Consider the following 23,836-nt stretch of genomic DNA (forward strand, 5'->3'; position numbering starts at 1 on the left):
TCAGGTCCTTCCTGAGTCGTCGAGCACGACCGCCACGGCGGCGACCACGAGGGCGAGGGAGTGGGCGCCAGGGTCCGGGGTGCCCAGGCTCCGCTCGGCGTGCGGGCGGGCGCGACCCACCCGGGGAAGCAGGTCGGCGGTGGCGGCGGCCGCACGGGCCGCCGCACCGGCCGCGTCTGTCCACGCGGCAGCAAGGGACGCCCCGGCCTCGGCGGCCCGGGTCAGCTCGGTGCTGAACGGGACGAGCGCGTCGACGAGGGTCTTGTCGCCCACCGCAGCCTTGCCGAACATCATGACTTCCTGCGTCGCGGCGGCAACACCGGCGGCGACGTCGACGGCGGACGGCTTACGCGTGTCGCCGAGCCTGGCGGCGACGGCGCAGAGCATGACGCCCCACAGCGCGCCCGAGGTTCCGCCGGCGCGTTCGGACCACGCGTCGGCCGCGTGTTGCAGCGTCGTGCGGGCACCGGCACCCGCCGTCGCCGCGTCGGCCGCCGCGGCGAGGGCGGCGTGCGCGCCGCGCCGCATCCCGATGCCGTGGTCGCCGTCCCCGGCGATCTGGTCGAGCCGGCCCAGGTCGTCCGCGTGCGTGTCCATCGTCCGGGCGGTGGCCTCCAGGACGGCGCGGACCGTCTCGGCGGCGGCGCGGGACTCCTCGTCCGCCGGCGGGACGGTGACCGGGCCGCCGGCGGAGGTCGTCACCGTCGTCGTCGCATCCTGTCGTGGCGCCGGTGCGACCGCGCCGCGGCGGTACGCGGGTGTGTCGACGGGCGTGTCCCACAGCCGCTCCAGCTCGTCGTCGAGCCAGAACAGCGTCAGCGACGTGCCGGCCAGGTCGAAGCTCGTGCAGTACTCGCCCACGTGCGGGTCGACGACCTCGGCACCGGCCGCGTCGAGCAACTCCGCGACGCGGCGGTAGACGACGAACATCTCCTCGTACTTCAGCGAGCCGAGTCCGTTCAGGACTGGCACCACCCGCGCCCCGTCCGCCGTCGCCACGCCCTCCGGGAGCTCGTCGAGAAGCTGGCCGACCAGCAGGTCCGCGAGGCCGTCGGCGGTGGGCACGTCGGTCTCGTCGATGCCCGGCTCACCGTGGATGCCCAGCCCCACCGCCATCCGCCGGTCCGGGACGGTGAACAGCGGCTCCTCGGCGCCCGGCAGCGTGCAGCCGCCGAACGCTACGCCGAACGACCGGGTTCGCTCGTTCGCCCGCCGCGCGATCTCGACCACACGGGTCAGGTCATAGCCGGTTTCGGCCGCGGCCGCCGCGGCGCGGAACACCGTCAGATCGCCGGCGATCCCGCGACGCTTGTGCTTCTCGGCCGGTGGTGCGCTGAAGATGTCATCGGTGACGACGACCGTCTCGCACGCGATGCCCTCCGCGCGCAGCTTGTCCTGCGCGGCGTCGAAGTTGAGCACGTCGCCGGCGTAGTTGCCGTAGCTCAGCAGCACGCCGCCACCACGGTGTGCCGCCGCCGCGACGGAGTACACCTGGGCTGCCGAGGGGGAGGCGAACAGGTTGCCCATCGCCGCACCGTGCGCGAGGCCCTGCCCGACCAGGCCGCCGAAGGCCGGATAGTGCCCCGAGCCGCCGCCGATCACCACCGCGACCTGCTGGTCGGGACTCACGGTGCTGCGCACCACACCGCCGGAAACCCGTCGCACGTACCGCTGGTGTGCCGTGACGAACCCCGCGATCATCTCGTCGGCGAAGTTGGCCGGGTCGTTCCACAGCCTGGTCATCAGCCCTCCTCGGCTTCCGGTGCCGCTGGTCCGACCATACTGGCAAACCGGTTGACCGGTATTCAAGACCGGTATCGTGGTCCGGTGCCCGCGTTCCGTACCGACCCCTCGTCCGACATCACGGCGGCACTCGGCACGCTCCCGGCGGCCACACCCGTCTCGGAGGTCGCTCGGCGGCTCCTCGACCTCTTCACCAGCGGCGCGGTCGCGCCGGGGTCACGGCTGCCACCGGAGCGGCAGCTGGCGGCCACCCTCGGCGTCGGGCGCTCCGCCGTCCGGGAGGCACTCGCCGCGCTGGAGATCCTCGGGATCGTCGACGTGCGTGCCGGCTCGGGCACCTATCTGCGCGGCGCGGTCAGCGACCTGCTCCCGCAGACGCTGCGCTGGGGCCTGCTCGTCGGTGAGCGCAACACCGCCGAACTGCTCGAGCTGCGCTCCGGGCTGGAGATCTATGTGGCCCGCCTCGCGGCCAGCCGGGCCGACGCGTCCCAGCTCGACGCGATCGGCGAGCACCTCGAACGCATGCGGTCGTCGGTCGGCGACCTCGACGCCTTCGCCCGCGCCGACCGGGACTTCCACCAAGCCCTGGCCGACGCCGCAGGCAACGCCACGCTGATCGACGTGCTGCACGTGGTGCGGTCGCTGCTCCAGGTTTATGCCGACCGCGCCGTGCACGACGACGAGCAGGCCCGGGTCGCGCTCGACGAGCACGACGCCGTCTTCCGGGCACTGCGCGACGGTGACGAGGACGCGGCGGCCTCGGCGATGGCGGTGCACATGGCGACCGCGTCCGCGCGCCTGGCGGCGGAAGCACGCTTGGAGTCGCCGCCGGCCTGACGTGCGGCGGTTTAGACCGCGACGTCCAACGGGAGTCGAGCGGGGCCGGAGCCCTGCCGGAACGCGGTCCAGGCGTGGGTGAGCCGGTCGATCGCGACAGGCAGCTGCTGGGGATCGGCGACGAACGAGAGGCGCAGGTGGTCGTTGCCGGTGCCGTCCGGGGTTGTCCGGCCGCCGGGCAGCACCCGCACACCGTGACGCGCCGGGGCGCGAGTGCTGACCGGAGGAACCCGCGAGGGCACCCGCATGCTGCCGACCTTGATCGACCGTGTCGCTCCCGACCATTCGCTGGCCACCGACGAACTGTTCGGGCCGGTCACCGTGCTGCACCCGGTCGCCACCCTCGACGAGGCCATCGACACGGCCAACGCGTGCGGCAGCAACCTCCAGACGGCCGTGTTCACCAGGTCGATCGACCGGGCGTTCACGGCGATCCGCGCCGAAGGTGGTCTGCCTCTCGGCTACCATGCCAAGAAGATCACCAGGATGCGTAGGAGGGCGGGAACCCCGACCAGGAAGAGGACGATCAGCAGCAACGGCAGCACGCCCGACGACACCGGGGCCGGACGGGCAGAAGCGCGCTCCCACGGAGGGCGCCAGTCGGCGTCGGCGGCAGGCGGGCCCGGCGGTGGTGTGCGGGTCTGCGATGGCGGGCGGGACGGCTGTGGTGTGCGGGCCCGCGCCGGCGTGCTCCGTGGTGGCGTGGGCTCCCGGAGCAGCACGTCACGCGCGACGACGAGCCGCCGGAAGGCACGTGCGTCACCGCCGGTGTCCGGGTGGCCACCCCGCAGTGCCTCGCGATGGAACGCCCTGGTCACCTGTTCCGGGCTCGCACCTCGCCGGACCCCCAGCACCTCGTGCGGGTCGACCCCGTCGAGCACCCCGATGTCAGCCTTCACGATCGATCACCTCCGCGTGCGGCTACCACTGCCGTTCGCTACATATACGACGCCGCGGGACCGCGAGATGTGACAGGCGCACGCCCTGTACACCGCGCCTGTGACCGTTGTCTCAGCACCGTGCCGTGGGCGGCCTCGCCCCACGAACGCGACGGCGGACACCCGTAGCCCAGGCGCATCCGTTGGCCGCGTGGAGGAGGTTCGGTCGATCAGAGTGCGTCGCCGACTGCGGAATCGCTCGGCCCAGCCCGGACACCACCGCCGCAGTGACACTGTTCTGGAAGCGGAGTGGCCCGTCGCGATCACTGCCGTCCCGACCCGTCGGCGGGTGCCGCGTCCACCTCGTCAGCATCCGCAACGACCCGCCGGGTGGTCGATCACCCACCGTCGGCATAGATGCTCATGGAGATCTCCGGGCGCCGTGGCCATTCGGCTACTCCTGCCCCGAGCAACCGCGCGCGGACGAGCGGCAGCCCGGTGAGCCGGCATGGACGACGACGGGCGTGCACCAACAAGGTCCGAGGCATGGACTCGATGTCACGTGCCGTCCTTCCGGTCTTCTTCGGGGTCCCCCACATCGGCGGGGCCCAGTGTCTGGGTCAGTGGTCCGGCGTCCGCGGGTTTGCCCTCGGCCACTGCGGCGACCTCCGGGTACTTCAGATCGAACGCCGGGCGCTCGCTGCGGATGCGCGGCAGTGAGGTGAAGTTGTGCCGAGGTGGCGGGCACGACGTCGCCCACTCCAGCGAGTTCGCGAAGCCCCAGGGGTCATCGAGCTGGATCTTGGGCGCGAGCCGGGTCTGCCACACGTTCCACAGGAACGGCAGGGTCGAGGCGGCGAGGATGAAGGCGAACACCGACGAGAACTGGTTCAGCGTGGTGAAGCCGTCGTCGGGTTCGTAGTCGGAGTAGCGGCGCGGGAAGCCCTCGACGCCCAGCCAGTGGTGGACCATGAAGGTGCCGTGGAAGCCGATGAACAGCAACCAGAAGTGGATCTTGCCCAAGCGTTCGTTCAGCATCCGCCCGGTGAACTTCGGCCACCAGAAATAGAAGCCGGCGAACATCGCGAACACGACGGTGCCGAACACGACGTAGTGGAAGTGCGCGACGACGAAGTAGCTGTCCGTGACGTGGAAGTCCAGCGGCGGCGAGGCCAGGATGATGCCGGTCAGGCCGCCGAACAGGAACGTCACCAGGAAGCCGACGGCGAACAGCATCGGTGTCTCGAACGTCAGCGAGCCGCGCCACATGGTGCCGATCCAGGCGAAGAACTTCAGCCCGGTCGGGATGGCGATCAACATGGTCATGGCCGAGAAGAACGGCAGGTTCACCGCACCGGTGGCGAACATGTGGTGCGCCCACACCGCCACCGACAGTCCGACGATCGCCAGGGTAGCGAAGACCAGGCCCTTGTAGCCGAAGATCGGCTTGCGGCTGAACACCGGTATGACCTCGGTGATGATGCCGAAGAAGGGCAAGGCGATGATGTACACCTCGGGATGGCCGAAGAACCAGAACAGGTGCTGCCACAGAATCGCCCCGGCGACGGTCGGGTCGAAGATGTGCGTGTCGAGGTTGCGGTCGGCGAGCATCGCGAACAGCGCCGCGGCCAGCAGCGGGAACGCGATCAGCACCAGGACGCTCGTCGCCAGGATGTTCCAGGTGAAGATCGGCATCCGGAACATCGTCATGCCCGGCGCACGCATGCACACGACTGTCGTGACGAAGTTGACCGCGCCGAAGATGGTGCCGAAACCACTCATCGCCAGCCCGGCTACCCACAGGTCGCCACCGGCTGTCGGGCTGTAGACGGTGTTGTGCAGCGGCGCGTAGGCGGTCCACCCGAAGTCCGCGGCGCCGTCCTTGGTCAAGAAACCCGCACACACGATCAGGCCGCCGAACAGGAACAGGTAGAAGCTGAACATGTTCAGCCGCGGGAACGCCACATCCGGCGCGCCGATCTGCAACGGCACGATGATGTTGCCGAAGCCGATGAACAGCGGCGTGGCGAACAACAGCAGCATGATCGTGCCGTGCATGGTGAACAGCTGGTTGTACATCTGGTCGCCGACCACCTGCCGGCCGGGCGAGAACAGCTCGGCGCGGATGAACAGCGCCAGCACGCCGCCGAACAGGAAGAACCCGAACGACGCGATCAGGTACATGTACCCGATGATCTTGTGATCGGTGGAGGTCGCCCATCGCGCGACCACGTTGCCCTTCCGCGTCGGCCGCGTCAGACCGGCGCGCGCGGCAGCGGTGCGCTCCAGGAAGGTGGTCACCGGTCACCTCCCGGACTGTCCGGGTCCAGCGGCTCGTCGTCGTAGGCGCCGCGGATCGGCGGATCGATCAAGCCGGTCTGTCCGGCTTCGCGCAGGCCGTCCATCTGGTCCTGGTACTCCTGCTCGGACACCACCTCGACGGTGAATCGCATCGACTGGTGGAACACGCCGCAGAACTCCGCACACCGGCCCTCGAAGGTGCCCTCCCGGTCCGGCGTGACCTGGAAGGCGTTCGGCTGGCCGGGAAACACATCCTGCTTCATGTAGAACTCCGGGATCCAGAACGAGTGGATGACGTCCTGCGAGCCCAGCTCGAACCGCACGGTCTGACCGATCGGCAGGTAGAGCGTCGGGCGGTCGTTGATGGTGCCGATCTCGTGGACGTCCTCGTCGACGTAGTTGAACGTCCATGACCATTGCTGACCGACGACGTCGACCGTTAAGTCGGGCTCGGCGCGGATGTCGGTGATCTGGTCCTGATGATTCGCGGTGAAGTAGAAAAACGGCGCGATCACGAAGAACGGCGTGACCGTGTAGAGGAACTCGATCGGGATGTTGAAGCGGGTCTGCTTCGGCAGCTGGTCGTTGCGCCGACGGTAGGCGATGACCGCCCAGAGGATCAGGCCCCATACCAGGAAGCCGACGGCGAACGCCGCGATCCACGCGCCGATCCACAGGTCACCGACCAGGGGCGCCTCCTCGGTCGCCGGCTCCGGCAGCGCCAAGCGCGACCACTCGTCGCGCTGCTCGGCCGAGCAACCACCCAGCAGGAGCGTCGCCACGAGGACGGCGGCGGCGGTCGTGCGGCCATGGGCACGGGTCAGGGCCCGGTCAGGCCCACGTTGGTCGCGCCGGCAGTCATGGTCGAAACGGCGGTCACTACTCGACTGACGATCAAACCTGCTCGCGGGGTTGTCGGCCATGTCTGATGCCCCTCTGCGGCCGTTGTACTGGTTCGACGTGCCTCCTGAACCGTCGGGCTGCCGCACGAGTACCCGTCGGCACACCGTTTACTCACGAGGACCACGAGCGATTCGTCTCACATCCCTGGTGCGACACCGGCGGTAGCCGAAAACTTTCCCCTGGGCAGGTCTGAACAGCAGCACAGCCCAGCACTGCTCCCGCCGCCGGCGGCGAGCATGCAGAGTCCACCACCGGCGGTGAGCAGCAACGCGATCGAATCAGCGAATCGCGTGATCATCTAGGTCAGCAGCGTGAGTGGCGGCGCCGCAACCTCACGCCGAGCCGCCGTGTGTTTCAACGCGACCCGTGAGTCGTCACCGTCGCGGCCGTCCTCACTCGGGCGTGAGACCGATCCGGCCGGCGGCCGGCGCTATCAACGGTCTCCGGCCGTGAGGTGTTCCTGCTGCTCGACCCGGCGCATGAGAACGAGGCGCTCGTCGAGCCGTCGGTCGATCGCCTCGACGATGCGGAGAAGCTCGCCAGGGTCGTCGCAACGATGGCGGTACTCGGAGAGGTGGCCCAATGTCCGGTCGACGTGGTCGATCTGGGAAGCGGCGGCCCAGGTCATTGTTCCTCCGGCGATTCTTGCGACCGCTACCGGTCGAGTCCGTTGCGTCTCGCCCTCCGCGATCGCGGAGGGCGAGACGCCCTGTGTGCGCTGGTGGAGTCGGCGGCGACCGCCGGAGCCGGCTCACCGGCAGGGTCAGCCGGGTCGGCCGGTGGCGCGAGCGGTCCGGCTGAGCGTGACGCCGAGGAGGATCATTCCAGCGGCCAGGCCGAAGTGAAGCCAGTCGTCGGCGTTGTTCATCGGGACGAAGTTGGCCGAGCTGTCGTGGTCGACGAACAGCCCGTACAACCACAACACCGCGTAGATGACGCCGCCCCAGATGAGGAAGTTGCGCGCCCCACCCGCCGTCCGGGCCAGCGCGAGCCCGGCGACACCGAAGAGCAGATGGACGATGTTGTGCAGGATCGAGACCTGGAAGACGCCCAGGAGCATCGCTTCGGACTCGTGTCCGGCGAACTCGATGGTGTCGAAGTCGGTGGTGATGCCGGGGATGAAGCCCAGTATCCCGACGGCCAGGAAGACGACCCCGACGACGGTGGCGGCTGTCTGCACCGGGGTTGCCGTCATGCCGGTCTTGCCTACGTCGTTTGCCATGGCACGGTCCTTTCGTCTGGGCGGCCGAGTCCGGCCTTCCGGGACGCCGGTTGTGACGTCCCGACGAGCGTTCTGGCGCGGTCGATACCCATCTCGGCAAGGACCATTCCGTCGACGAGTCGACGACGTGGCTTTTTCAGCCGGCGGTGCGGAAATTCGACGGCGGGGTGGTCGGCGAGATGCGGCGTGCACGGTCACGCCGTCGACGTGCCAGCCATCCGGTGAAGAGAGCCGTTGCGAGGGCCAGTTCGGCGATGTCGCCGCCGTAGTACATGAGCTGCGCGGCCTGCTGGATGTGGTCCGGTTCGTGTCCGGCGCCGGGTGGGAGCTCGGCGGCGCGGGCGTAGAGGAGCTTGGCTAGGTAGGCGTGCGCGCCGGCTGTCACGATGAGGACGCCGGCCCGGGCGGGCATGCCGGGGCGGCGAGGGGCCGGGTCGGGTCCGGCGATGGACCAGGCGAACAGATATCCGCTGAACAGGAAATGCACGTGGACGGCGTGGTGGACGACAACGCTGTCGGTGCTCACTGTGTACAGCGGGGTCAGGTAGAGGACGTAGAGGCCGGCGGTCGCGATGGTCCCGGCGGTGATCGGGTGTGCCAGGACGTGCACCGAACGGCTGCGCAACACGCGGGCCATGCCGCCGGTGTGCCCGGGGGAGAGGCAGGTGAGGAGCAACGTCATGGGCGCGCCGAGGACCATGGCGATGGGCACGTACATGCCGATGAGTAGGTGCTGGACCATGTGCCCGCGCGGGTCGCCGCCGGTGAGTGCCTCGACCGGGGGCGAGACCGCCACGGCGAGTACCAGCGCGCCGGTCACGAAGCTGGCCGTCCGTGCGACCGGCCACGGTCGCGTGGCGCGGGCGAGCCTGCCCACGCCCGCGAGGTAGAGCAGGATCATCGCGGCAGCGATCAGTACCGGAAGCGCCCAGCCGCCCGGCCCGGCGCCCGAGTCACCGTGTGAGTGTGTGAGCTGCGCGGCGGTGACGAGCATGTCAGGCCGACGGCCGTCGCCCACTGCGTTCGTCGGCACCGGTGCGGTTCCGCCACGCCACGCCGACGCCGGCGGCCAGGAGCGCGAGTCCGGCGACGTTCCACGCGACGTCGTAGGTGAAGGGATCCACGCCGTAGCGAACCTGATGCAGTCGTAGCACCTTGTGGTCGATCAGCCCGTCCCACAGCTGGAAAGCACCGGCACCGAGCAGCAATCCGGCCCAGGCCGAACGCGCCGCCAAGGCATGTCGTCCGCGAAGATCGGCGAGCAGGACGAAGCCGGCGACGAGCAGCACCACTTCGGCCGCGTGAAGGAGGCCGTCGGACAGCAATGCCACGTCCCTGGCAGCACGGTCGTAGAAGTGATGCCATCCGAGCAGTTGGTGGAAAACGATCTCGTCCACGGCGGCCATCAGCGCCACGCCGATCATCGCTCCGGTCATGAGCGAACGACGCTGCTCCAGCGGCAAGGGCTCCTTCGGGTGCTGGCCACCGGTCACGCCGACCTCCGCCCGTTGTCCCCACCGCTCCGGAGTCGCGACGTACCCACTGGCGGACGGCCCAACCGTCCAGCCACTTCGACGCGACCATCGATTGGCGTGGGATCGACGGCTGGCACCATCCCTCTCCGGACGGAGGCCGGATTCCGCGCGCTACCCGGAATGGCTCTTGATCCCGTGGGTACAAGGCGGCAGTCGTGATGATGAGCACGGGGGGAGGGAGGTCTCGTCGCAATCGACCCGGCCGCCCGCCATCAACGGTGCCGCGGCCCCACACATCACACTCCGCAGAGGTGAGCGCACCATGTTCTTTCATCGTCAGGAACTCCAGCACCAGGCCAGCCCGGACCGCCCGGACGCGGTCTACGCGCGCAAGCTCCAGGAAGTGCTCGGTGGCCAATACGGCGAGATCACCGTGGCCATGCAGTACGGATTCCAGTCGTGGAACGTCCACATCCCCGGTAAGTACCGAGATCTGCTCTACGGCATCGGCACCGAGGAATTCGGCCACGTCGAGATGCTTGCCACCATGATCGCCCAACTGCTGGAGAAGGCGCCCCTCGGCGTCACCGAGGACGCCGTCCAGGACGATCCCGCCGTCGCCGCCGTCATCGGCGGCACGGACATCCAGCATGCCATCGTCGCCGGTGCCGGAGCCCGGCCGGTCGACAGCATGGGCAACCCGTGGTCCGCGGCCTACATCACCGCCAGCGGCAACCTTCTGGCCGACTTCACCGCCAACGCCAACGCAGAGATGCAAGGACGGTTGCAGGTCGCGCGGCTCTACAACATGACCGACGACGCGGGCGTCCGTGATCTGCTGGCATTCCTGCTCGCTCGCGACACCATGCATCAGAACCAGTGGATCGCCGCTGCCCGAGAGCTCCAAGAAGAAGGACTGGAGAACCTGCCCGTGCCCAGCAACTTCCCGCTCTCGCAGGAGAACCGCGACGTCGCCTATCAGTACATCAACTTCTCCGACGGTGAGCACGCCGGCGAGGGCTCCTGGGCCGGCGGCCCCACCCCGGACGGCAAGGGCGAGTTCCACTACGTCCCGGAGCCTCCTGAGGGCGTTCCGATGCCGCCGCCGACCCGTCCCGACTCACGGCTCTACGGGACAACGGACCTGCCGAACATCGTGGAAAAGGCCGCCGGCAAGATGCAGGACGTGATGCAGAAGGAGTGACGAGCCGCGAGCGCCTCGCTGCTGTCGACGACGGGACGTGGCGTCTGGCCCCTCACGCCAAGGGGTGCCTGCTGCTTCCCACGGCCGGCAGCACGATCTGGCGGCGCGCGGAGCACCCCGCCCGCTGCAGTCCTGCTGGATGCCTCGGCGGGGTTTGACGGTGAGGCAGCCGCACGGGGTCGGCGACGCGTGCGAGCCAGTGGTCGTTCTCGAGCAAGTTTTCCGCACCCCTTCACGAGGCGGGCGTCCGGCTGCACCAGGCCGGCCCGGATGGTCCGGTGGCCGCGTAATTCCCTCGCCGGGAGTGACGCGGCCACCGGCATTCTCGTCTCCATGACCGGCGCCCTGTGCCTTGCTCTGGTACCGCTGGGCCGGCGAGGATCCAATAACCCGACCGTCAGTCCCGGACGGCCCACGCGGGCAGGTCGAGCCCGTCGGCGGCTCGTGGAGAGACCGATTGCGCAGCGGCCAACGCTTGACACTCGGGTTCGGCATCCGGCCGTGTTTCGGGACCGTTGTCGGCGTGCCGGCCCCCGTCGTCGGCGAGCGCGACGAGTCCGTTGGCGACCCGGTTGTGGACCACCGTCGTGTCGGCGGTGTTCTCGGTGCGAATCGAAGCGGGGGGCGTCTGCGGGCTTCCGGACGGCTCGCCGATCAGATTGCATGCGATCTCGTTACGTCGGCCGTTGCGCAGCGCTATGCCGTGCCCCGTCCAGTCGGTCACCTCGTTCGCGACGAACTGCAGGTCCTCATGAGGCCGCGCTCGCTCGGTGATCGCCCGTTCGCGGGTGCACGTCGGACCCGTTCCGCCGCCACAGGCCAACAGGCCGACCTGGACCGAGCCCGCGATGTCCCGGTTCCGGGCCACAACATTGTTGATCACTCGCGCTCGAAGTGACATCAGACCTTCGTTACCCCGCCAGGGATGGTTCTCGAAGATCATTGCCGCGCCGTCCTGGGTGTCGAACAGCGTGGACTCCACCGTAGTGTCGACGGTGCGCAGGAGAAGGCCGTAGCGAAGCCCGCCGACGAACGCGTCGTTGCGGAAGGTGGTCAACGGCGCAGCGTCGTGCATGCCGTACAGCACGTCGGCCTGGGTGATCGGGGCGGCCAGGTGCAGCACGGTCGTGTCGTCCGCTCCGATGTCGACCTGCTCCACGGTTGTCCTGGTCGTGGTGCCGTCGGCGAACACGTAGCCGGCCACTTCGGTACCGACCGGAATGGCCACGCTGTCAGCGAGCGTCAGCGCCTGGCCACCGTCGGTGATCTCCGTGACGACGTGCGGTATGGGCCGGAGGTTCACGACGTCATCCATGAGTCCGTGGAAGACCGAGTTCTCGACCCAGGGCCCTCGGGTCATGCCCAATCCGTGGATGCCGTCGGCGTTGGTCGAGGCGTAGCGACCGTCCTTGACACGCACGGCGGAGTTCACCACGGTCAGCCCGTGGCCCTCTCGCGGGTTGACCAATCCGCTGGGGGACGCATAGGCGGTGATCCGGTCGAGAGCAAGGTTGGTGATCTGGGCGCCGTTGACGATGCTGCGTCCGTTGATCCTGGCCTGCCTACGGAAAATGTCCCCGATCTCCGCCTCCGCGTGCAGGCGTGGCGAGTACAACCGATACGTCCCTGAACCTTCGTCGACGATGTCCTCACTGGGCACATTGATCACGCCGCCTGCGGACGGGACCAACGTGCCGGGCTGCCCACTGTCGAGGAGTTGCCCCCACCTGGGATAGCCGGCCACGCCCTCCTTGAACGTCATGTGCGGGTCGAGCAGGCCAGGCATGTCCGGACTGGTGACGTCGGCGATGACGTATGGCCGGCCGGAGCCGTCGACGCCCTTCGCGATGATCGTGGTCTCACTGAACGGTAGGGGGTCGTAGTCGACCGAGAAGTTCCGCAGCGTGACATCACGGCTCTCGGTGAGGTCGACGAAGCTGGACGTGGGGTTGGTGACGACGAACGCGGCACCACCGCCGTCGATCATCAGGTTTCGCGCGCCGGAGAGATCGAAGCAGGGTTCCTCCTCGGCGAGCGTTCCACAATCGAGCTCGTGACGGTCGCCGGTGAACCGCACGACCGTCGTGCGATGAGGTCGGTCGTGACCGCGAGCCATGGCCGTTTCGAGCAGTTCTCGCATGGTGTCGGTGGACGCGTCAGCCGGCACCGTGATCACGTCGCGTTGGGCGACGTCGACTCGGGCGGCCGGTGCCCAGGCGCCGCGACCTGCCGCCGATTCAGCTCGTACGCGAACGAACACCTCCCCGGGATCGAGGGCGGTGTCAGGGACGAACCGCGGCGTCTGGACGACCTCGTCGATCGACACGTCCATGAACGAGCGATCGGTGGCGACCTGCACCCGGTACCAGACCTGGCGGTCGCTGGAACAGGGCGTCCAGTCGATGTCGGGGAATGGCGAGGTGGCGACCGCTCTCGGGGGGAGGTTGGTGTCGATGGTCGGCCGGCACGTCAGCTGGGAGTCGATACGTTGCTGCGCTGAGACGGTGGTCACGCCGACCGCGCTCACGATCGCCACGGCCGCAAGGACTGAGGGAACGGCCTGGCGCCAAAACCTGCGTCCGACCACGATCGACCTCCATCAGGTTGGCACCCAGTGTTTCCTACTCATCTACACGTGTAGATCGATGTGGCACGCTCGGCCGATGATTGATGGCACTGCCACCGAAGCACCCACGCAACCGTGCAGTTGTCGCCAGCGCAAAACATCGAGCCACGCCTCGGAGATAGCCAATTTACTCGTGTAGCCGCGTGCTCAGGGAAGCAGGAGCGGTGCGGGAAGTCAAGAGGTGGCGCGCTTGGGCCACATCTCCGTCGGCGTCTCCACTCGACGAGAAGTGTGCGGTCACCAACAGCCGGATCCTCGGGCGGTACCTTCGGCACCGACCGCTACCGCGGGGGACGATTCGATGTCTACCGCACATCACCTGCTTGCCGACGACACCCCGGCTGCTCGCCCGGAGCGAGCCGGTCAAGCGACGGTGGTTCTGCGCGGTGATCTCGGCGTGACCGCTGACGACTTGCGCGGCCTTCCGTACCAGCTGGATCTCACCGACCGCGCCCTGCGGTTGCTGCCGACCGCATGAACGGTCCCCTCGGGCAGTCGGACTCAGTCGATGTCGCCGTCGTCGTCCGGGAAGAACACCATGTGTCGTGCGACAGCGACCGTTGAGCCGTGCTGGTTGGTGATCGTGACCTCCGCCGTCATGCGGCGCCGGTGCTCCTCCAACTCGGCTAGTCGATACCCGACCTGGATAGTGTCACCGAAATACACGGGCGCGACGAACCTGACCCGGTCGTACCCGTACGCGACGGCCGGTCGCCCGGACCGGTTGATCATTGCCGTTGAGGCGGTCGAGACGAAGCCCAACAGCAAGGCGCCGTGGACCAATCGCGCACCGTACGAGGTGCCGCGCATGGCTTCGGCGTCGACGTGGTTGCGATTGAAGTCACCGGTCAGTCCGGCGAAGAGATAGACATCGCTCTCGCTCACGGTCTTGCGGAAGTGTTCCTCCGCACCGATCTCCAGATTCCCGAAAACGTCACCCATGCATCAGTCCTCATCGCTCCAAACTGGACAGCTCGATCGGCGCCGGAAACAGCGTGGCCGGTCGGTGACCTGGATCCATGCATCCTTCGCGCAGGTTGTTGACACCGAGGAAGCACAACTCTAGCGTGGTGTCGCTCTGTCAGACAATGTCCGAAATATCGAACGAGGTGTTGCCGTGACAGCCGAGAAGCGCTCCGCCGTAGATCCCGGTGCCATCGACGGCGACATCGTGCGGGGCCTGCCGGCCGGGACATTGGCGCCACTGCGATACCGGCCACTGCCGGCGGCGGCGTCCTTCCGAAAGATCGTGGGTCCCAGCGTCGTTCTCCTGGCCCTGGCCATCGGTTCGGGTGAGTACGTGATCTGGCCGTTCATCGGCACCCAACTCGGCACCGGTGTGCTCTGGCTTGCTGCTGTTGCGCTGATCAGCCAGTACTTCGTCGTCATGGAGATCGAGCGCTACACCTTGGCCACCGGCGAGACGGCCATCACTGGATTCACGCGGCTCTGGCGCGGATTCGGACCCATCTTCCTCGTGCTGATCCTGCTGCCCTACATCTGGCCCGGCTGGGCAGCCGGCGCCGCCACGATGTTCGGCTACCTCATCGGAGGTGGCGATCAGCAGCTGCTGACACTCGCAGTCCTGATCGTGGGCGCCGCGGCGTTGACACTGTCGCCGGTCGTGTATCGCATGGTTGAACGGATGCAGTTCGTGCTGATGGGTGCCGTCGTGGTGTTCCTGGCCATTGCGGTCGTGTTCGCCACCGAGGCTGAGGCGTGGGCTGGCGTGATCCAGCCCACCATGCCCGACACCAGCGGAGCAGTGACGATGGCGGTCCTGGTAGGTGCGATCGCGTTCGCGGGTCCAGGTGCGGGGAACCTGGCACAAAGCCACTGGATCCGGGACAAGGGAATGGCGATGGGCCATTACATCCCTCGCGTTGTCTCCCCGATCACTGGACAAGAGGTCAGCGCTCCCACCACCGGTTACCTGTTTCCACAGGACGAGGCCAACCTCTCGCGGTGGCGCAGGTGGTGGCGACTGGCGAACCTGGAGCAGTTGTCCACGAACATCTTGATCGGGTTCCTGTCGATCGTGGTGTTCACCGTGCTCGCAGTGTCGACGCTGGGTATCGGCGGTGACTACGCGGGCGACCTGAGCTTCATCTCCGAAGAGGCTGATGCCCTCACGTCCATCCTCGGTTCGGGCTTCGGCACGTTCTTCCTGATCGCCGGCTGCGCAGCCCTGTTCTCCACCAGCATCACGCAGGTGGACTTCGTCGGACGTCTCGTGAGCGACGTCACGAAGATCAACCTGCTGATCAAGAGCAACTTCTGGTCCGAGAGCAAGCTCTATTTCGCGGCCGTATGGATCTTCACGGTCGTATGCGTGGGGATCGTCCTGGCAGGCCTCCGGCAGCCATTGGTCCTTCTGATCATCTCGTCCGTGTTCCAGGCCATCGTCCTGGCCTCCTCCTCGATCATGCTCGCCGTCCTGAACAGGCGCGCGTTGCCCGATGCCATCAAGATCCGCGGCATCAGACTCTGGGCCGTGATCTGGGCTGGCCTGTTCTTCGGTGTCAGTTCCGGTTACGTCGCCGTGAACCAGATCGCCAACCTCCTCGGCTGACCGCAGTCCTGGGGGACCGGCGCACGGATAGGCGGCATCTGATCCGTGGTGGCGGTGGCATGTGCATCGCCGGAGGATGTCGTCGTGCTGACGCCGTGTCCGAGGAGTTCCGAAGGATGTGATCGGTGCCGCCCGGTCGGAGGCCGGGGGTCTCGATCGCTCACCGGACGAAGGTGCGGCCGTGAAATACCTGGTCAACGCCGCGGCGCGGCGAACTGTCGCCCGTTCGTACAGGAGTCCGCGCGGGGTCAGGACGCCGTGGGCACGGCCGCGTTCTCGACCACACCGGACTTCACCAGCGCCTCGATCTGTTCGCCGGTGTAACCGAGGTCCGCGAGCACCGAGTCTGTGTGTTGACCAAGAAGTGGGGCGGCCACGTACGGCCGTTCGGTGGCTGCGGACAGACGAATGGGGTTGTCGATCGCGCAGACGTCACCTGTGACTGGGTGATGAAGCGTGCGCACCACGTCGTTGTGTACGACCTGCGGATTCTCGAGTACTTGGTCGTAGTCCAGCACCGGCCCGCAGATCACCCCGGCGGCGGCGAGTCGATCCACAGCCTCGTCGGTCGTGAACCGGCTGAGCTCCTCGTCCAGGATCGCCCAGAGCTCGCTCCGGTTCTGCTGCTGCAGCTCTGGCGTCCTGAACTCCTCACGGAGTGTGAGATCGTCGATCCCGAGCGCCTCGCACACGGCACGAAGTGGATCGGGACGGAAGAGGCCGACGATCGTCACCCATCCATCGGAGGTCTTGAAAGCGCCGACGAGGTTGTCCCGCTCCCAGTGGATCTCGAACCGTCGCATCATCCATGCGGTGTACTCCTGCATCTGCTCGAACATGGCCGTGTCGAGAAGGGAGACGTCCACGCGCTGTCCCTGCCCTGAAACGGCTCGTTCGAACAGCGCCAGCAAGATCCCCTGGGTGATCGCCATGCCCGCGCCGAAATCGACGAAGGGAATCGGGTAGATCGCCGGTCGACCGTTCGAGTCCCGGTTGTGCCAGGTCGCTCCGGAGATCGACTGCAAGGCCATGTCCTGCCCGCCGAGGTGCTTCATCGGGCCGGTCTCCCCGAATCCGGTCCCGGAGGCGTAGATCAGCCTTGGATATCGTTCGCGCAGGTCCTCGTACCCGAGTCCCAGTCGTTCCGCCACCCCTGCTCGGTAGTTCGCGACCAGGACATCTGTCTGCTCCAGCAGCGCGTACACGATCTCCATCGCCTCGGGCCTCTTCATGTCGAGGACGATCGAGCGCTTGTTCCGGTTGAGCGCATGGAACGAGGCGCTGTCCTCGAGGCCGTCGGATTTCACGTCGATGGATCGGCTGATGTCGCCCAGCCTGGGCCGCTCGACCTTGATCACGTCGGCGCCGAAGTCGGCCAGGATCTGCGTGGCCATGGGCCCGAACTGAACCTGGCTGAAATCGAGCACGCGGATTCCGTTGAGCGGCAACGAGCGCGCAGTGGCCATGGGAAACTCCTCGTCCTTCCAGTGATGTTGCGTGCGAGATTCGGCGTGCGGGACGTCAGATCCGGCCGGGCAGGATCGCGCCGGTGAGAACGGCGAGCGCCTCGAAGAGGAAATAGCTGCCGAACACCAGTTCCACGTCGGTTGCATCGGCATCCTGGGATCGGACGGTGGCCTTCCGGGTGAAACACCCGCCGGTGAGAATGCCGTGCGGGCGCTCGTCGGCCGGTGGCGTTGGCGTCAGGTACGTGTCGACGACCGCCTGCACGGTGCGCTCCGCGAAATCACGGTAGTGGTCGCCGGCCCGTCCCAGGGCGGCGGCGAGGCGGAGCGCCGCCGCGGCGGCGATCGTGGTCGCAGCGGTGTCCCGGCTCGTCTCCGGGATCGCCGGGTCGTCGAAGTCCCAGTACGCGACCAGGTCACGCGGCACGTGGGCGATCCACCAGTCCAGGGTCTTGGCCGCGTAGTCGCGCCAAGCCGGTTCGTGGGGCCGCACGACGGCGGCATGACTCGCGTAGAGCATCGCCCACCCCTGGGCGCGACCCCAGGTGCTGGTGTCGCTGTACCCCTTGTGGGTATGCGTTCGCACGACTTCTCCCGTCGCCGGGTCCAACGTCGAGGATTGAACGACCGACCCGTCGGGGCGTACGTGGATTTCGAGTACTCGGCGTAGGTGACGGTCGGCGATCTCGGCGTACCGGGGGTCTCCGCTGTGATCCGACGCCCAGTACAGAAGCGCCGTCGCCTGGAGCGAATCAATGCTGCTCTCCGCGGCCCCGACGGCATTGGCCTCTTCGGCATCTTCGCCGAGGGGAATCAATCCCAGCCGCTCGTCGAACATGTCGACCAGCGACTTGGCGGCGATCAGCGCGGCTTCCGCAGCACCGTCATGCCCGTGAAGGATGCTCGCCACGGCCGCGCCGTAGTAGAACCCGAAGCCCTTGAACGCCGTCCGACGCTCGAGCCGCGGTCGCATCCGGTCCAGCGCACGCTCGGCCTGTGCGGCTGTGAAGCGCGCCGAGTCGATGCCGTGCGCGAGCCAGAGCTGGCCGACATACGCGCCGCCGGTCCAATCGCCGTCCGGCGTGACCGTCCACTCGCCCGTGTTCGAGGACGCCCAATGGGGAAGTCCCCTGTTCACGACCTCGAAGCTCTGGTCGATCCGATCCAGCATGAGATTCCGCGCGATGGTGAACGGTCGGGACTGATCTGTCATGAGACTCCCTTTGTCCTTCGGTGGCGACACGCGATCTTGCCAAGTCGTCTGAAATTTTAGACAATGTCTAGCATGGCTCGATCTCCGCAGAGGCTGTCCGGGACCCCGGACGACCAGACTTCGCCGATCCCTGGGCGCGTGACCGCGCCGGCACTTCGCCGCGGCCTGGACATCCTGGAGCTGTTCCTCGACTCGAGCGAAGGCCTGCGGGTGCCGGAGATGACCGCCGCGCTCGGCATTCCGCGAGCGTCGACGCATGAGCTGGTCGGAGCGCTCGTCGACCGCGGATACCTCCAGCCCAAACCGGGCTCGGCCGGCCAGTTCGTTCTCGGCGTCAAGACGTTCCAGCTCGGCGGTGCGTACGAGCGCAGCCTCGACATCGTCGAGGCCGGGCGCGAGGCCGCCCGTGCGGTCGCGGCCGAGTGCGGAGAGACGGTGCAAATCGTGGTGCGCGACGAGCGCGTCGTGGTGTACATCGTGCGGATCGACAGCACACACTCGGTGCGCTTGGTGTCCGACGTCGGCAGCCGGTTGCCGGCGCACTGCACGGCTGGGGGCAAGGTGTTGCTGGCGTCCCTGTCACCGGAGGAGCTGGCGACGCTCTTTCCCGACGACACCAGCCTCCTCCCGATGACCACCCGGAGCATCGACACCGTCGAGCGACTCAATCGCGAGCTCGCCGAGACCCGGGAGCGCGGATGGGGCGAGGAGTACTGCGAGTCGAACCAGGACGTCGCATGTGTAGCCGCGCCCGTACGCAATCCGAGGGGCGAATGCGTGGCAGCCATGAGCATCTCCATTCCGACCATCCGCTGGCAGGACGACAAGAGGGCCGACTACGTCGCGCTCGTCTCGACCGGCGCGCGGGAGCTGTCCACGCGGCTCGGCGCCCGGCTGTAGTCCGAGGACGTGGACCCGGGCACGATGATCGAACGCCCGACTGAGCCGCTTGCCAGAGCCGCGTAGGCGTCGTTGACCGCATCAAGCGGGTAAGTGGCGCCGACGAGACGGTCGATGGGCAGCCGGCCGGCGCGGAACAGATCCAGTATCAACGGCACCTGCACGACGGGGTTGGACGAGCCGTACAGGCTGCCGACGATCCGCCGTTCGTGTTGAACGAGCAGGTTGACCGGGACCTGGAACGCGGCGTTCGCATCGGTGAGACCGACGGCCACCAGCGTGCCGCCGGTCTTCAGCAGGCCGAACGCCTGTTCCAGCGTCGTCGGCGAGCCGACCGCGTCGATCGCCCAACCGGCACCGTCGGCGCTGAGACCCTTGACGACATCCGGGAGGGATTCCACCGAGACATTTACCGTCGACGTCGCCCCCACCTCCGCGGCAAGAGCGAGCCGGGGGGCCACCGTGTCGGCGACGATGATGGGTGCGGCGCCGACGAGTGCCAGACCCATCACGGCGCTGATCCCGACGCCGCCGGCGCCGATCACGACCACGGGCTGACCGGCGGCCTGGCGCATGACGTTGAGCACCGTACCGACCCCGGTGACGACCGCGCAGCCGGCTATGGCGGCGACCTCGGCGGGGATGTCGTGCGGGATGGCCACGGCCGAGCGCTCGGACACGACGCAGAACTCGGCGAAACACGAGACGCCCATCAGGTGGTGGATCGTCTCGGACCCCTTGCTGAGCCGGGTGGTTCCGTCAGGGAGGCCGCCGGTGGTGCCCTGGACCCGGCCCAGCACACACAACGTCGGCCGGCCGCTGGTACAGAACTCGCAATCGCCACAACGCGGCCGCCAGGTCATCAGCACCCGATCTCCCGGCCGGAACCTCGTAACCCCGTCCCCGACGGCGTCGACGATGCCGACGCCTTCGTGCCCGAGCACGGCTGGCAGCTTCCCCCGCAGGTCTCCGTTCATGTAATGGAGATCGCTGTGGCACACGCCGGCTGCTTCGATCTCGACCCTGATCTCGCCCGGCCGGGGCTCCTCGAGCCGAAGCTCTTCGACGGTCAGCGGTGCACCGACCGATCGCAAGACGGCGGCCCTGGTGGCCGTGCTCACGATGCCCGCCCTTCGATCGGCATGCCGCCGGCCCCAGTCACCCGATGTGGGGGCTGAGGCTGGTCACGCGACCCCAGAGCCGACATGGGGAGGTTCAAGCCGGACCGTTCGAGCTGGTCGAGACCGATGCGTGCCCGCCTGACCCGCTCGCGGGTGGCTCCGACCACAACCGATTCCAGGTGCCTGCCCGAGGGATACACATCCGGAGCCAGCCGAAGCCCGAACTTCAGGTACACCGGCGAAGCGATACGGATGATCTCGGCAATCTCCCAGTGCCGCACGAAGGCGCCGACGTTGTCAGGGGCTTCGACATAGAAGTCCATGGTGCCCACACACGCCGCGCGGATCTCGGCGAGCTGGGCCAGCGTCAAGTCGGATGGGACGTTGATCGTGTCGGCTCCCAGCAACTCGTTCACCCAGTACGAGGCCGGGTTGCAGGGGGCGGCCATGATCGAGGTCTTGAGCTGGACATCGCGGGGAAGCGCGCCGGACTGCCGCATCCGGTTGAGGACGAGCAACGCGCCTTCATCGGCGACGAGGAAGCTACGGACGCCGAGATCGACTCCTCGCTCGACCTCCGCGACCACCGCGCCGAGCTGGGTCAGGCCACGCGCCCGGGCACCGCCCGAACCGGCCGTGCTCGTGCTGGCGCCCCCGACATCCCAGTTTGCACCGGGCCGAGCGAACAGGCAGAGCTCGATCTGCCGCGACTCGGCCAGTTCGACCATGGACCGGATCTCGCGGTCGGTCAGCATCGTCACGCCCGAGCCCTGCGAGACCCGGTGCACGGGCACGTCCAGGTCGTCGGCCTCCTCCACGAGAGCCTCCAACGCGCGTAGTCCTTCGACGCTCGGAATCTCCACGCGCCACGCGCCGCCGTCGGGAAACCGGGCGGATGACGAATCCGCTCGTGGATTCGGATCCGGGAATCCAGCCGCGGCGAGTGCCGCGGCGCCGGGAAGGTGCACCGCCGAACCAAAGGGCATGTGATTCTCCATCGATGTGCCATGACGTGGCGTGGGCCACCATTGGCCTTTCCGGGGTGTCGAAATTTCGGACACCGTCTAAGATGTCAAACAAGCGTAACCGATCAGCTCCACCCGTCAAGGGCTTGACGCGTCAGCCCTTGCTGGGTAACCATCGGTCCAAATATCAGATTGTGTCTGACATTTCGGACGCCGATGATAGCGGCACGCCGCCGGCAACGCCGTCGAGGAGGCCAAGTGGGTCGGTTCACGTCCGTGGCGCGACGGGACGGTGTGGGCGTCATCCGCATCGACCGGCCGCCGCTCAATGTTCTGAGCACCGCTGTCCAGGACGAGCTCGCCGACGTCGCGGCACAGGTCGCACACGACGCTTCGATCACCGCCGCGATCATCTGGGGCGGGCCCAAGACGTTCGCTGCAGGAGCAGACGTCAAGGAGATGGAGGCGATGGATGTCGCCACGCTCCGCGCCCGGCCCGAGGGATTGCAGCACGGGTTCAACCAGCTCGCCGCTCTCCGGAAGCCGCTCATCGCCGCGATCACCGGATATGCGCTCGGTGGCGGCTGCGAGCTCGCGTTGACCGCCGATCTGCGGGTGGCGGCGGACAATGCCGTGCTCGGCCAGCCGGAGGTCACGCTGGGAATGATCCCGGGATGCGGCGGCACCCAGCGTCTTGCCCGCCTCGTCGGTCCTTCGCGCGCGAAGGACCTCATGTTGACCGGCCGGCGGGTGGACGCCGACGAGGCGCTGCGCATCGGGCTGGCCGATCGCGTCGTCCCGGCGCCGAAGGTGTTCGACACGGCCTTCGCCCTCGCAGCTGACCTGGCCGCGGGTCCGGCACTGGCGTATCAGGCCATCTGTACGGCCGTCGACGATGGGCTGGACCGTGCCGTCGACGACGGGCTCGCGCTCGAGCGCGAACTCTTCGCCAAGGTTTTCGGCTCCGAGGACAAGGCCATCGGGACCCGCCACTTCGTCATGAAACACCAAGGCAGAGCACCGTTCGTCGGCCGCTGACTCGGCGCCGATCCATCCCCACGCGAAAGAGACGGTCAATGGAGACACGCGTCGTCGGCACGGCATCGCGGGACGTCCCGCAACGGACCCGGAAAATGACAGCAGGGCTGGGCGGTGGTGTCGCCCTCGAGTGGTTCGACTGGAATGTCTACGGACTCATGGCGGCCTTCCTGGCACCGCACTTCTTCCCCTCCGACGACCCCGTCACGTCCATGCTTTCCGCGCTGGCCGTGTTCGGCGCCGGGTTCTTCGCCAGGCCGATCGGCGCCGCGATCCTCGGGCCGATCGCCGACCGCATCAGCCACAAGCGGGTGATGCTGATCTCGATCACGACCATGGCCGTGACGTCCCTGATCATCGCCGCGATGCCAACGTACGACTCGATCGGAGTGGCCGCATCGGTCATCCTGCTTGCATTACGGCTCATCCAGGGTCTGGCGACCGGCGCGGAGGCTGGCGTCGCGAACGCCATCGCGATCGAGTTGGCGCCACCCGGCAAGCAGGGCCAGTACCTCGGCCTCATCAGCGGCACGTTCATCCAGGCCGGCATCTTCGGCTCGAGCCTGTGTGCCTTCTTCGTCAGCGCAGCCGTGCCCGATGGCGCGCTGAGCGACTGGGCATGGCGCATTCCATTCCTGGTGGGTGGCATCCTCGGCGTGCTGGTCGTCTACCTGCGGGCGTCCCTTCCCGAGACGCTCATCGAGCGGGCCATGCACAGCAAGGACGAGCTCGACCGCGTGCAGAGCAGCACCGGCGATGTGTGGCGAGCACTGTGGAAGGTGCGATTCGCGCTCCTCGCGGTGATCCTGGTGATCGGTTCGGTGCAGATCGCGAACTACGCGTGGATCACGGGATTGCCGAACCTGGCCAACGGCTCGTACGAGGAGAACAGCACCTGGGTGTTCGCGATCACGACCGGGATGGGCATCGTCTGGATCGTCAGCGCCCCGTACATCGGCAAGCTCGCGGACCACATCCGCCCGTCGCGTGCCTTCACGATCATGCGGCTGCTCCTGGTGCCTGCCTTCTTCCTGATGCTGCTGTACTCCGGACCGGGCCTGGGAGTGTTCTCCCTCGTCATGGTCCTCGGGGGCGTCGTCGTCGGATTCAACATGTCGCTCTACAACTTCATCGCCGTGACGTTGATGCCGAAAGCCATCCGGACAACGGGCGTCGCGGTCGGATACGCGCTTGGCGTCTCGATCTTCGGCGGGACATCCTCGTACCTGCTCGTGTGGCTACGGTCGATCGACATGTTCTGGGTCTTCCCGGTGTACGGGGCGATCGTCGCGCTCATCAGCGTGGCGGTGTACCGGGAGGCCAAGCGCAGGGGATACGTGCGCGTCGGCGATTGACGTACCCACATGGCCGC

The 23,836-nt window shown here is 67.6% G+C and carries 22 protein-coding genes and 1 pseudogene; 8 read left to right on the forward strand and 15 right to left on the reverse strand.

Annotated elements, in window-relative coordinates:
- Positions 1 to 1,743 (reverse strand): dihydroxyacetone kinase family protein, encoded by a 1,743-nt coding sequence (locus E1269_RS17745; protein ID WP_131896919.1) that lies wholly within the window; start codon positions 1,741 to 1,743, stop codon positions 1 to 3.
- A gap of 84 nt (positions 1,744 to 1,827) precedes the next feature.
- On the opposite strand from E1269_RS17745, the gene E1269_RS17750 reads away from it, so the two are divergent.
- Positions 1,828 to 2,580 carry a FadR/GntR family transcriptional regulator gene (locus E1269_RS17750; RefSeq protein WP_131896921.1) on the forward strand — a complete coding sequence of 251 codons (753 nt, stop codon included), beginning with the start codon at positions 1,828 to 1,830 and terminating at the stop codon, positions 2,578 to 2,580.
- Positions 2,581 to 2,591: 11 nt separating this feature from the next.
- Here E1269_RS17750 and E1269_RS17755 read toward each other — a convergent pair whose 3' ends face one another.
- Complete coding sequence (locus tag E1269_RS17755) at positions 2,592 to 2,828, reverse strand: hypothetical protein (protein ID WP_131896923.1); 237 nt, start codon at positions 2,826 to 2,828, stop codon at positions 2,592 to 2,594.
- Between E1269_RS17755 and E1269_RS34315 the strand changes: the two are divergent.
- Positions 2,827 to 2,958, forward strand: a pseudogene (locus tag E1269_RS34315) (aldehyde dehydrogenase family protein); the annotation flags it as partial. The gene E1269_RS17755 and the pseudogene E1269_RS34315 overlap by 2 nt on opposite strands.
- A gap of 83 nt (positions 2,959 to 3,041) precedes the next feature.
- Here E1269_RS34315 and E1269_RS33465 read toward each other — a convergent pair.
- The 7 genes from E1269_RS33465 to E1269_RS17790 form a co-directional block, all read right to left on the reverse strand.
- Entirely contained in the window at positions 3,042 to 3,479 is a 438-nt protein-coding gene (locus tag E1269_RS33465) for a hypothetical protein (RefSeq protein ID WP_239000941.1), read from the reverse strand.
- A gap of 537 nt (positions 3,480 to 4,016) precedes the next feature.
- The gene (gene ctaD, locus E1269_RS17765) at positions 4,017 to 5,717 is read right to left on the reverse strand and encodes an aa3-type cytochrome oxidase subunit I (protein ID WP_476702869.1); all 1,701 of its coding nucleotides are present in this window, start codon (positions 5,715 to 5,717) and stop codon (positions 4,017 to 4,019) included.
- Positions 5,718 to 5,755: 38 nt separating this feature from the next.
- Positions 5,756 to 6,583 (reverse strand): aa3-type cytochrome oxidase subunit II, encoded by an 828-nt coding sequence (ctaC, locus tag E1269_RS17770; protein ID WP_476702870.1) that lies wholly within the window; start codon positions 6,581 to 6,583, stop codon positions 5,756 to 5,758.
- Between the two features lie 512 nt (positions 6,584 to 7,095).
- Positions 7,096 to 7,290: a hypothetical protein gene (locus tag E1269_RS17775; protein ID WP_131896929.1), complete on the reverse strand. Its 195-nt coding sequence runs from the start codon at positions 7,288 to 7,290 to the stop codon at positions 7,096 to 7,098.
- A gap of 135 nt (positions 7,291 to 7,425) precedes the next feature.
- Positions 7,426 to 7,857 (reverse strand): DUF4383 domain-containing protein, encoded by a 432-nt coding sequence (locus E1269_RS17780; protein ID WP_131896991.1) that lies wholly within the window; start codon positions 7,855 to 7,857, stop codon positions 7,426 to 7,428.
- 163 nt (positions 7,858 to 8,020) lie between these two features.
- The gene (locus E1269_RS17785) at positions 8,021 to 8,917 is read right to left on the reverse strand and encodes a cytochrome c oxidase assembly protein (protein ID WP_162606478.1); all 897 of its coding nucleotides are present in this window, start codon (positions 8,915 to 8,917) and stop codon (positions 8,021 to 8,023) included.
- On the reverse strand, positions 8,880 to 9,320 hold the full coding sequence (locus tag E1269_RS17790) for a DUF2243 domain-containing protein (RefSeq protein ID WP_131896993.1): 441 nt from the start codon (positions 9,318 to 9,320) through the stop codon (positions 8,880 to 8,882). Before E1269_RS17790 ends, E1269_RS17785 begins: the two co-directional genes overlap by 38 nt.
- A 361-nt stretch (positions 9,321 to 9,681) precedes the next feature.
- On the opposite strand from E1269_RS17790, the gene E1269_RS17795 reads away from it, so the two are divergent.
- Positions 9,682 to 10,563, forward strand: a complete 882-nt coding sequence (locus tag E1269_RS17795) for a manganese catalase (RefSeq protein ID WP_131896933.1) — start codon at positions 9,682 to 9,684, stop codon at positions 10,561 to 10,563.
- A 397-nt stretch (positions 10,564 to 10,960) separates the two neighbouring features.
- Here the strand turns inward: E1269_RS17795 and E1269_RS17800 are convergent, their stop codons facing one another.
- Positions 10,961 to 13,075 carry a hypothetical protein gene (locus tag E1269_RS17800; RefSeq protein ID WP_131896935.1) on the reverse strand — a complete coding sequence of 705 codons (2,115 nt, stop codon included), beginning with the start codon at positions 13,073 to 13,075 and terminating at the stop codon, positions 10,961 to 10,963.
- A gap of 415 nt (positions 13,076 to 13,490) precedes the next feature.
- Between E1269_RS17800 and E1269_RS32335 the strand changes: the two genes are divergently transcribed.
- Positions 13,491 to 13,667 carry a hypothetical protein gene (locus E1269_RS32335; RefSeq protein WP_162606479.1) on the forward strand — a complete coding sequence of 59 codons (177 nt, stop codon included), beginning with the start codon at positions 13,491 to 13,493 and terminating at the stop codon, positions 13,665 to 13,667.
- A 23-nt stretch (positions 13,668 to 13,690) separates the two neighbouring features.
- Here the strand turns inward: E1269_RS32335 and E1269_RS17805 are convergent, their stop codons facing one another.
- Positions 13,691 to 14,131, reverse strand: coding sequence for a MaoC family dehydratase (locus E1269_RS17805; protein ID WP_131896937.1), 441 nt, complete (start codon positions 14,129 to 14,131; stop codon positions 13,691 to 13,693).
- A 307-nt stretch (positions 14,132 to 14,438) separates the two neighbouring features.
- On the opposite strand from E1269_RS17805, the gene E1269_RS17810 reads away from it, so the two are divergent.
- Complete coding sequence (locus E1269_RS17810; protein ID WP_131896939.1) at positions 14,439 to 15,761, forward strand: Nramp family divalent metal transporter; 1,323 nt, start codon at positions 14,439 to 14,441, stop codon at positions 15,759 to 15,761.
- Between the two features lie 248 nt (positions 15,762 to 16,009).
- On the opposite strand, the gene E1269_RS17815 is transcribed toward E1269_RS17810, so the two are convergent.
- Complete coding sequence (locus E1269_RS17815) at positions 16,010 to 17,227, reverse strand: CaiB/BaiF CoA transferase family protein (protein WP_162606480.1); 1,218 nt, start codon at positions 17,225 to 17,227, stop codon at positions 16,010 to 16,012.
- Positions 17,228 to 17,282: 55 nt separating this feature from the next.
- Positions 17,283 to 18,398, reverse strand: coding sequence for a glycoside hydrolase family protein (locus tag E1269_RS17820; RefSeq protein ID WP_162606481.1), 1,116 nt, complete (start codon positions 18,396 to 18,398; stop codon positions 17,283 to 17,285).
- Positions 18,399 to 18,512: 114 nt separating this feature from the next.
- Here E1269_RS17820 and E1269_RS17825 point away from each other — a divergent pair, with 114 nt between their 5' ends.
- Positions 18,513 to 19,340, forward strand: a complete 828-nt coding sequence (locus E1269_RS17825; RefSeq protein ID WP_131896945.1) for an IclR family transcriptional regulator — start codon at positions 18,513 to 18,515, stop codon at positions 19,338 to 19,340.
- Here E1269_RS17825 and E1269_RS17830 read toward each other — a convergent pair.
- On the reverse strand, positions 19,277 to 20,461 hold the full coding sequence (locus E1269_RS17830) for an alcohol dehydrogenase catalytic domain-containing protein (protein WP_131896947.1): 1,185 nt from the start codon (positions 20,459 to 20,461) through the stop codon (positions 19,277 to 19,279). The two genes, E1269_RS17825 and E1269_RS17830, sit on opposite strands and share 64 nt — an antisense overlap.
- A complete protein-coding gene (locus E1269_RS17835) occupies positions 20,458 to 21,447 on the reverse strand; it encodes a hypothetical protein (protein WP_239000944.1) in 990 nt (329 codons plus the stop codon). Before E1269_RS17835 ends, E1269_RS17830 begins: the two co-directional genes overlap by 4 nt.
- Before the next feature lie 237 nt (positions 21,448 to 21,684).
- On the opposite strand from E1269_RS17835, the gene E1269_RS17840 reads away from it, so the two are divergent.
- Together E1269_RS17840 and E1269_RS17845 are read left to right on the forward strand one after the other, a co-directional pair.
- Complete coding sequence (locus E1269_RS17840; protein WP_275264606.1) at positions 21,685 to 22,464, forward strand: enoyl-CoA hydratase/isomerase family protein; 780 nt, start codon at positions 21,685 to 21,687, stop codon at positions 22,462 to 22,464.
- 95 nt (positions 22,465 to 22,559) lie between these two features.
- Complete coding sequence (locus E1269_RS17845) at positions 22,560 to 23,819, forward strand: MFS transporter (RefSeq protein WP_162606482.1); 1,260 nt, start codon at positions 22,560 to 22,562, stop codon at positions 23,817 to 23,819.
- Positions 23,820 to 23,836: the final 17 nt, after the last annotated feature.

The organism is Jiangella asiatica (assembly GCF_004349065.1).
GTDB classification, from domain to species: Bacteria; Actinomycetota; Actinomycetes; order Jiangellales; family Jiangellaceae; genus Jiangella; species Jiangella asiatica.

Excerpts from the sequence above, each read along its gene's own strand:
- E1269_RS17745 (WP_131896919.1), bottom strand. The coding sequence starts at position 1,743 with ATGACCAGGCTGTGGAACGACCCGGCCAACTTCGCCGACGAGATGATC.
- E1269_RS17755 (WP_131896923.1), bottom strand. The coding sequence starts at position 2,828 with ATGCGGGTGCCCTCGCGGGTTCCTCCGGTCAGCACTCGCGCCCCGGCG.
- E1269_RS17775 (WP_131896929.1), bottom strand. The coding sequence starts at position 7,290 with ATGACCTGGGCCGCCGCTTCCCAGATCGACCACGTCGACCGGACATTG.
- E1269_RS17780 (WP_131896991.1), bottom strand. The coding sequence starts at position 7,857 with ATGACGGCAACCCCGGTGCAGACAGCCGCCACCGTCGTCGGGGTCGTC.
- E1269_RS17790 (WP_131896993.1), bottom strand. The coding sequence starts at position 9,320 with ATGACCGGAGCGATGATCGGCGTGGCGCTGATGGCCGCCGTGGACGAG.
- E1269_RS17795 (WP_131896933.1), top strand. The coding sequence starts at position 9,682 with ATGTTCTTTCATCGTCAGGAACTCCAGCACCAGGCCAGCCCGGACCGC.
- E1269_RS32335 (WP_162606479.1), top strand. The coding sequence starts at position 13,491 with ATGTCTACCGCACATCACCTGCTTGCCGACGACACCCCGGCTGCTCGC.
- E1269_RS17805 (WP_131896937.1), bottom strand. The coding sequence starts at position 14,131 with ATGGGTGACGTTTTCGGGAATCTGGAGATCGGTGCGGAGGAACACTTC.
- E1269_RS17815 (WP_162606480.1), bottom strand. The coding sequence starts at position 17,227 with ATGGCCACTGCGCGCTCGTTGCCGCTCAACGGAATCCGCGTGCTCGAT.
- E1269_RS17820 (WP_162606481.1), bottom strand. The coding sequence starts at position 18,398 with ATGCTGGATCGGATCGACCAGAGCTTCGAGGTCGTGAACAGGGGACTT.
- E1269_RS17825 (WP_131896945.1), top strand. The coding sequence starts at position 18,513 with ATGGCTCGATCTCCGCAGAGGCTGTCCGGGACCCCGGACGACCAGACT.
- E1269_RS17835 (WP_239000944.1), bottom strand. The coding sequence starts at position 21,447 with ATGCCCTTTGGTTCGGCGGTGCACCTTCCCGGCGCCGCGGCACTCGCC.
- E1269_RS17845 (WP_162606482.1), top strand. The coding sequence starts at position 22,560 with ATGACAGCAGGGCTGGGCGGTGGTGTCGCCCTCGAGTGGTTCGACTGG.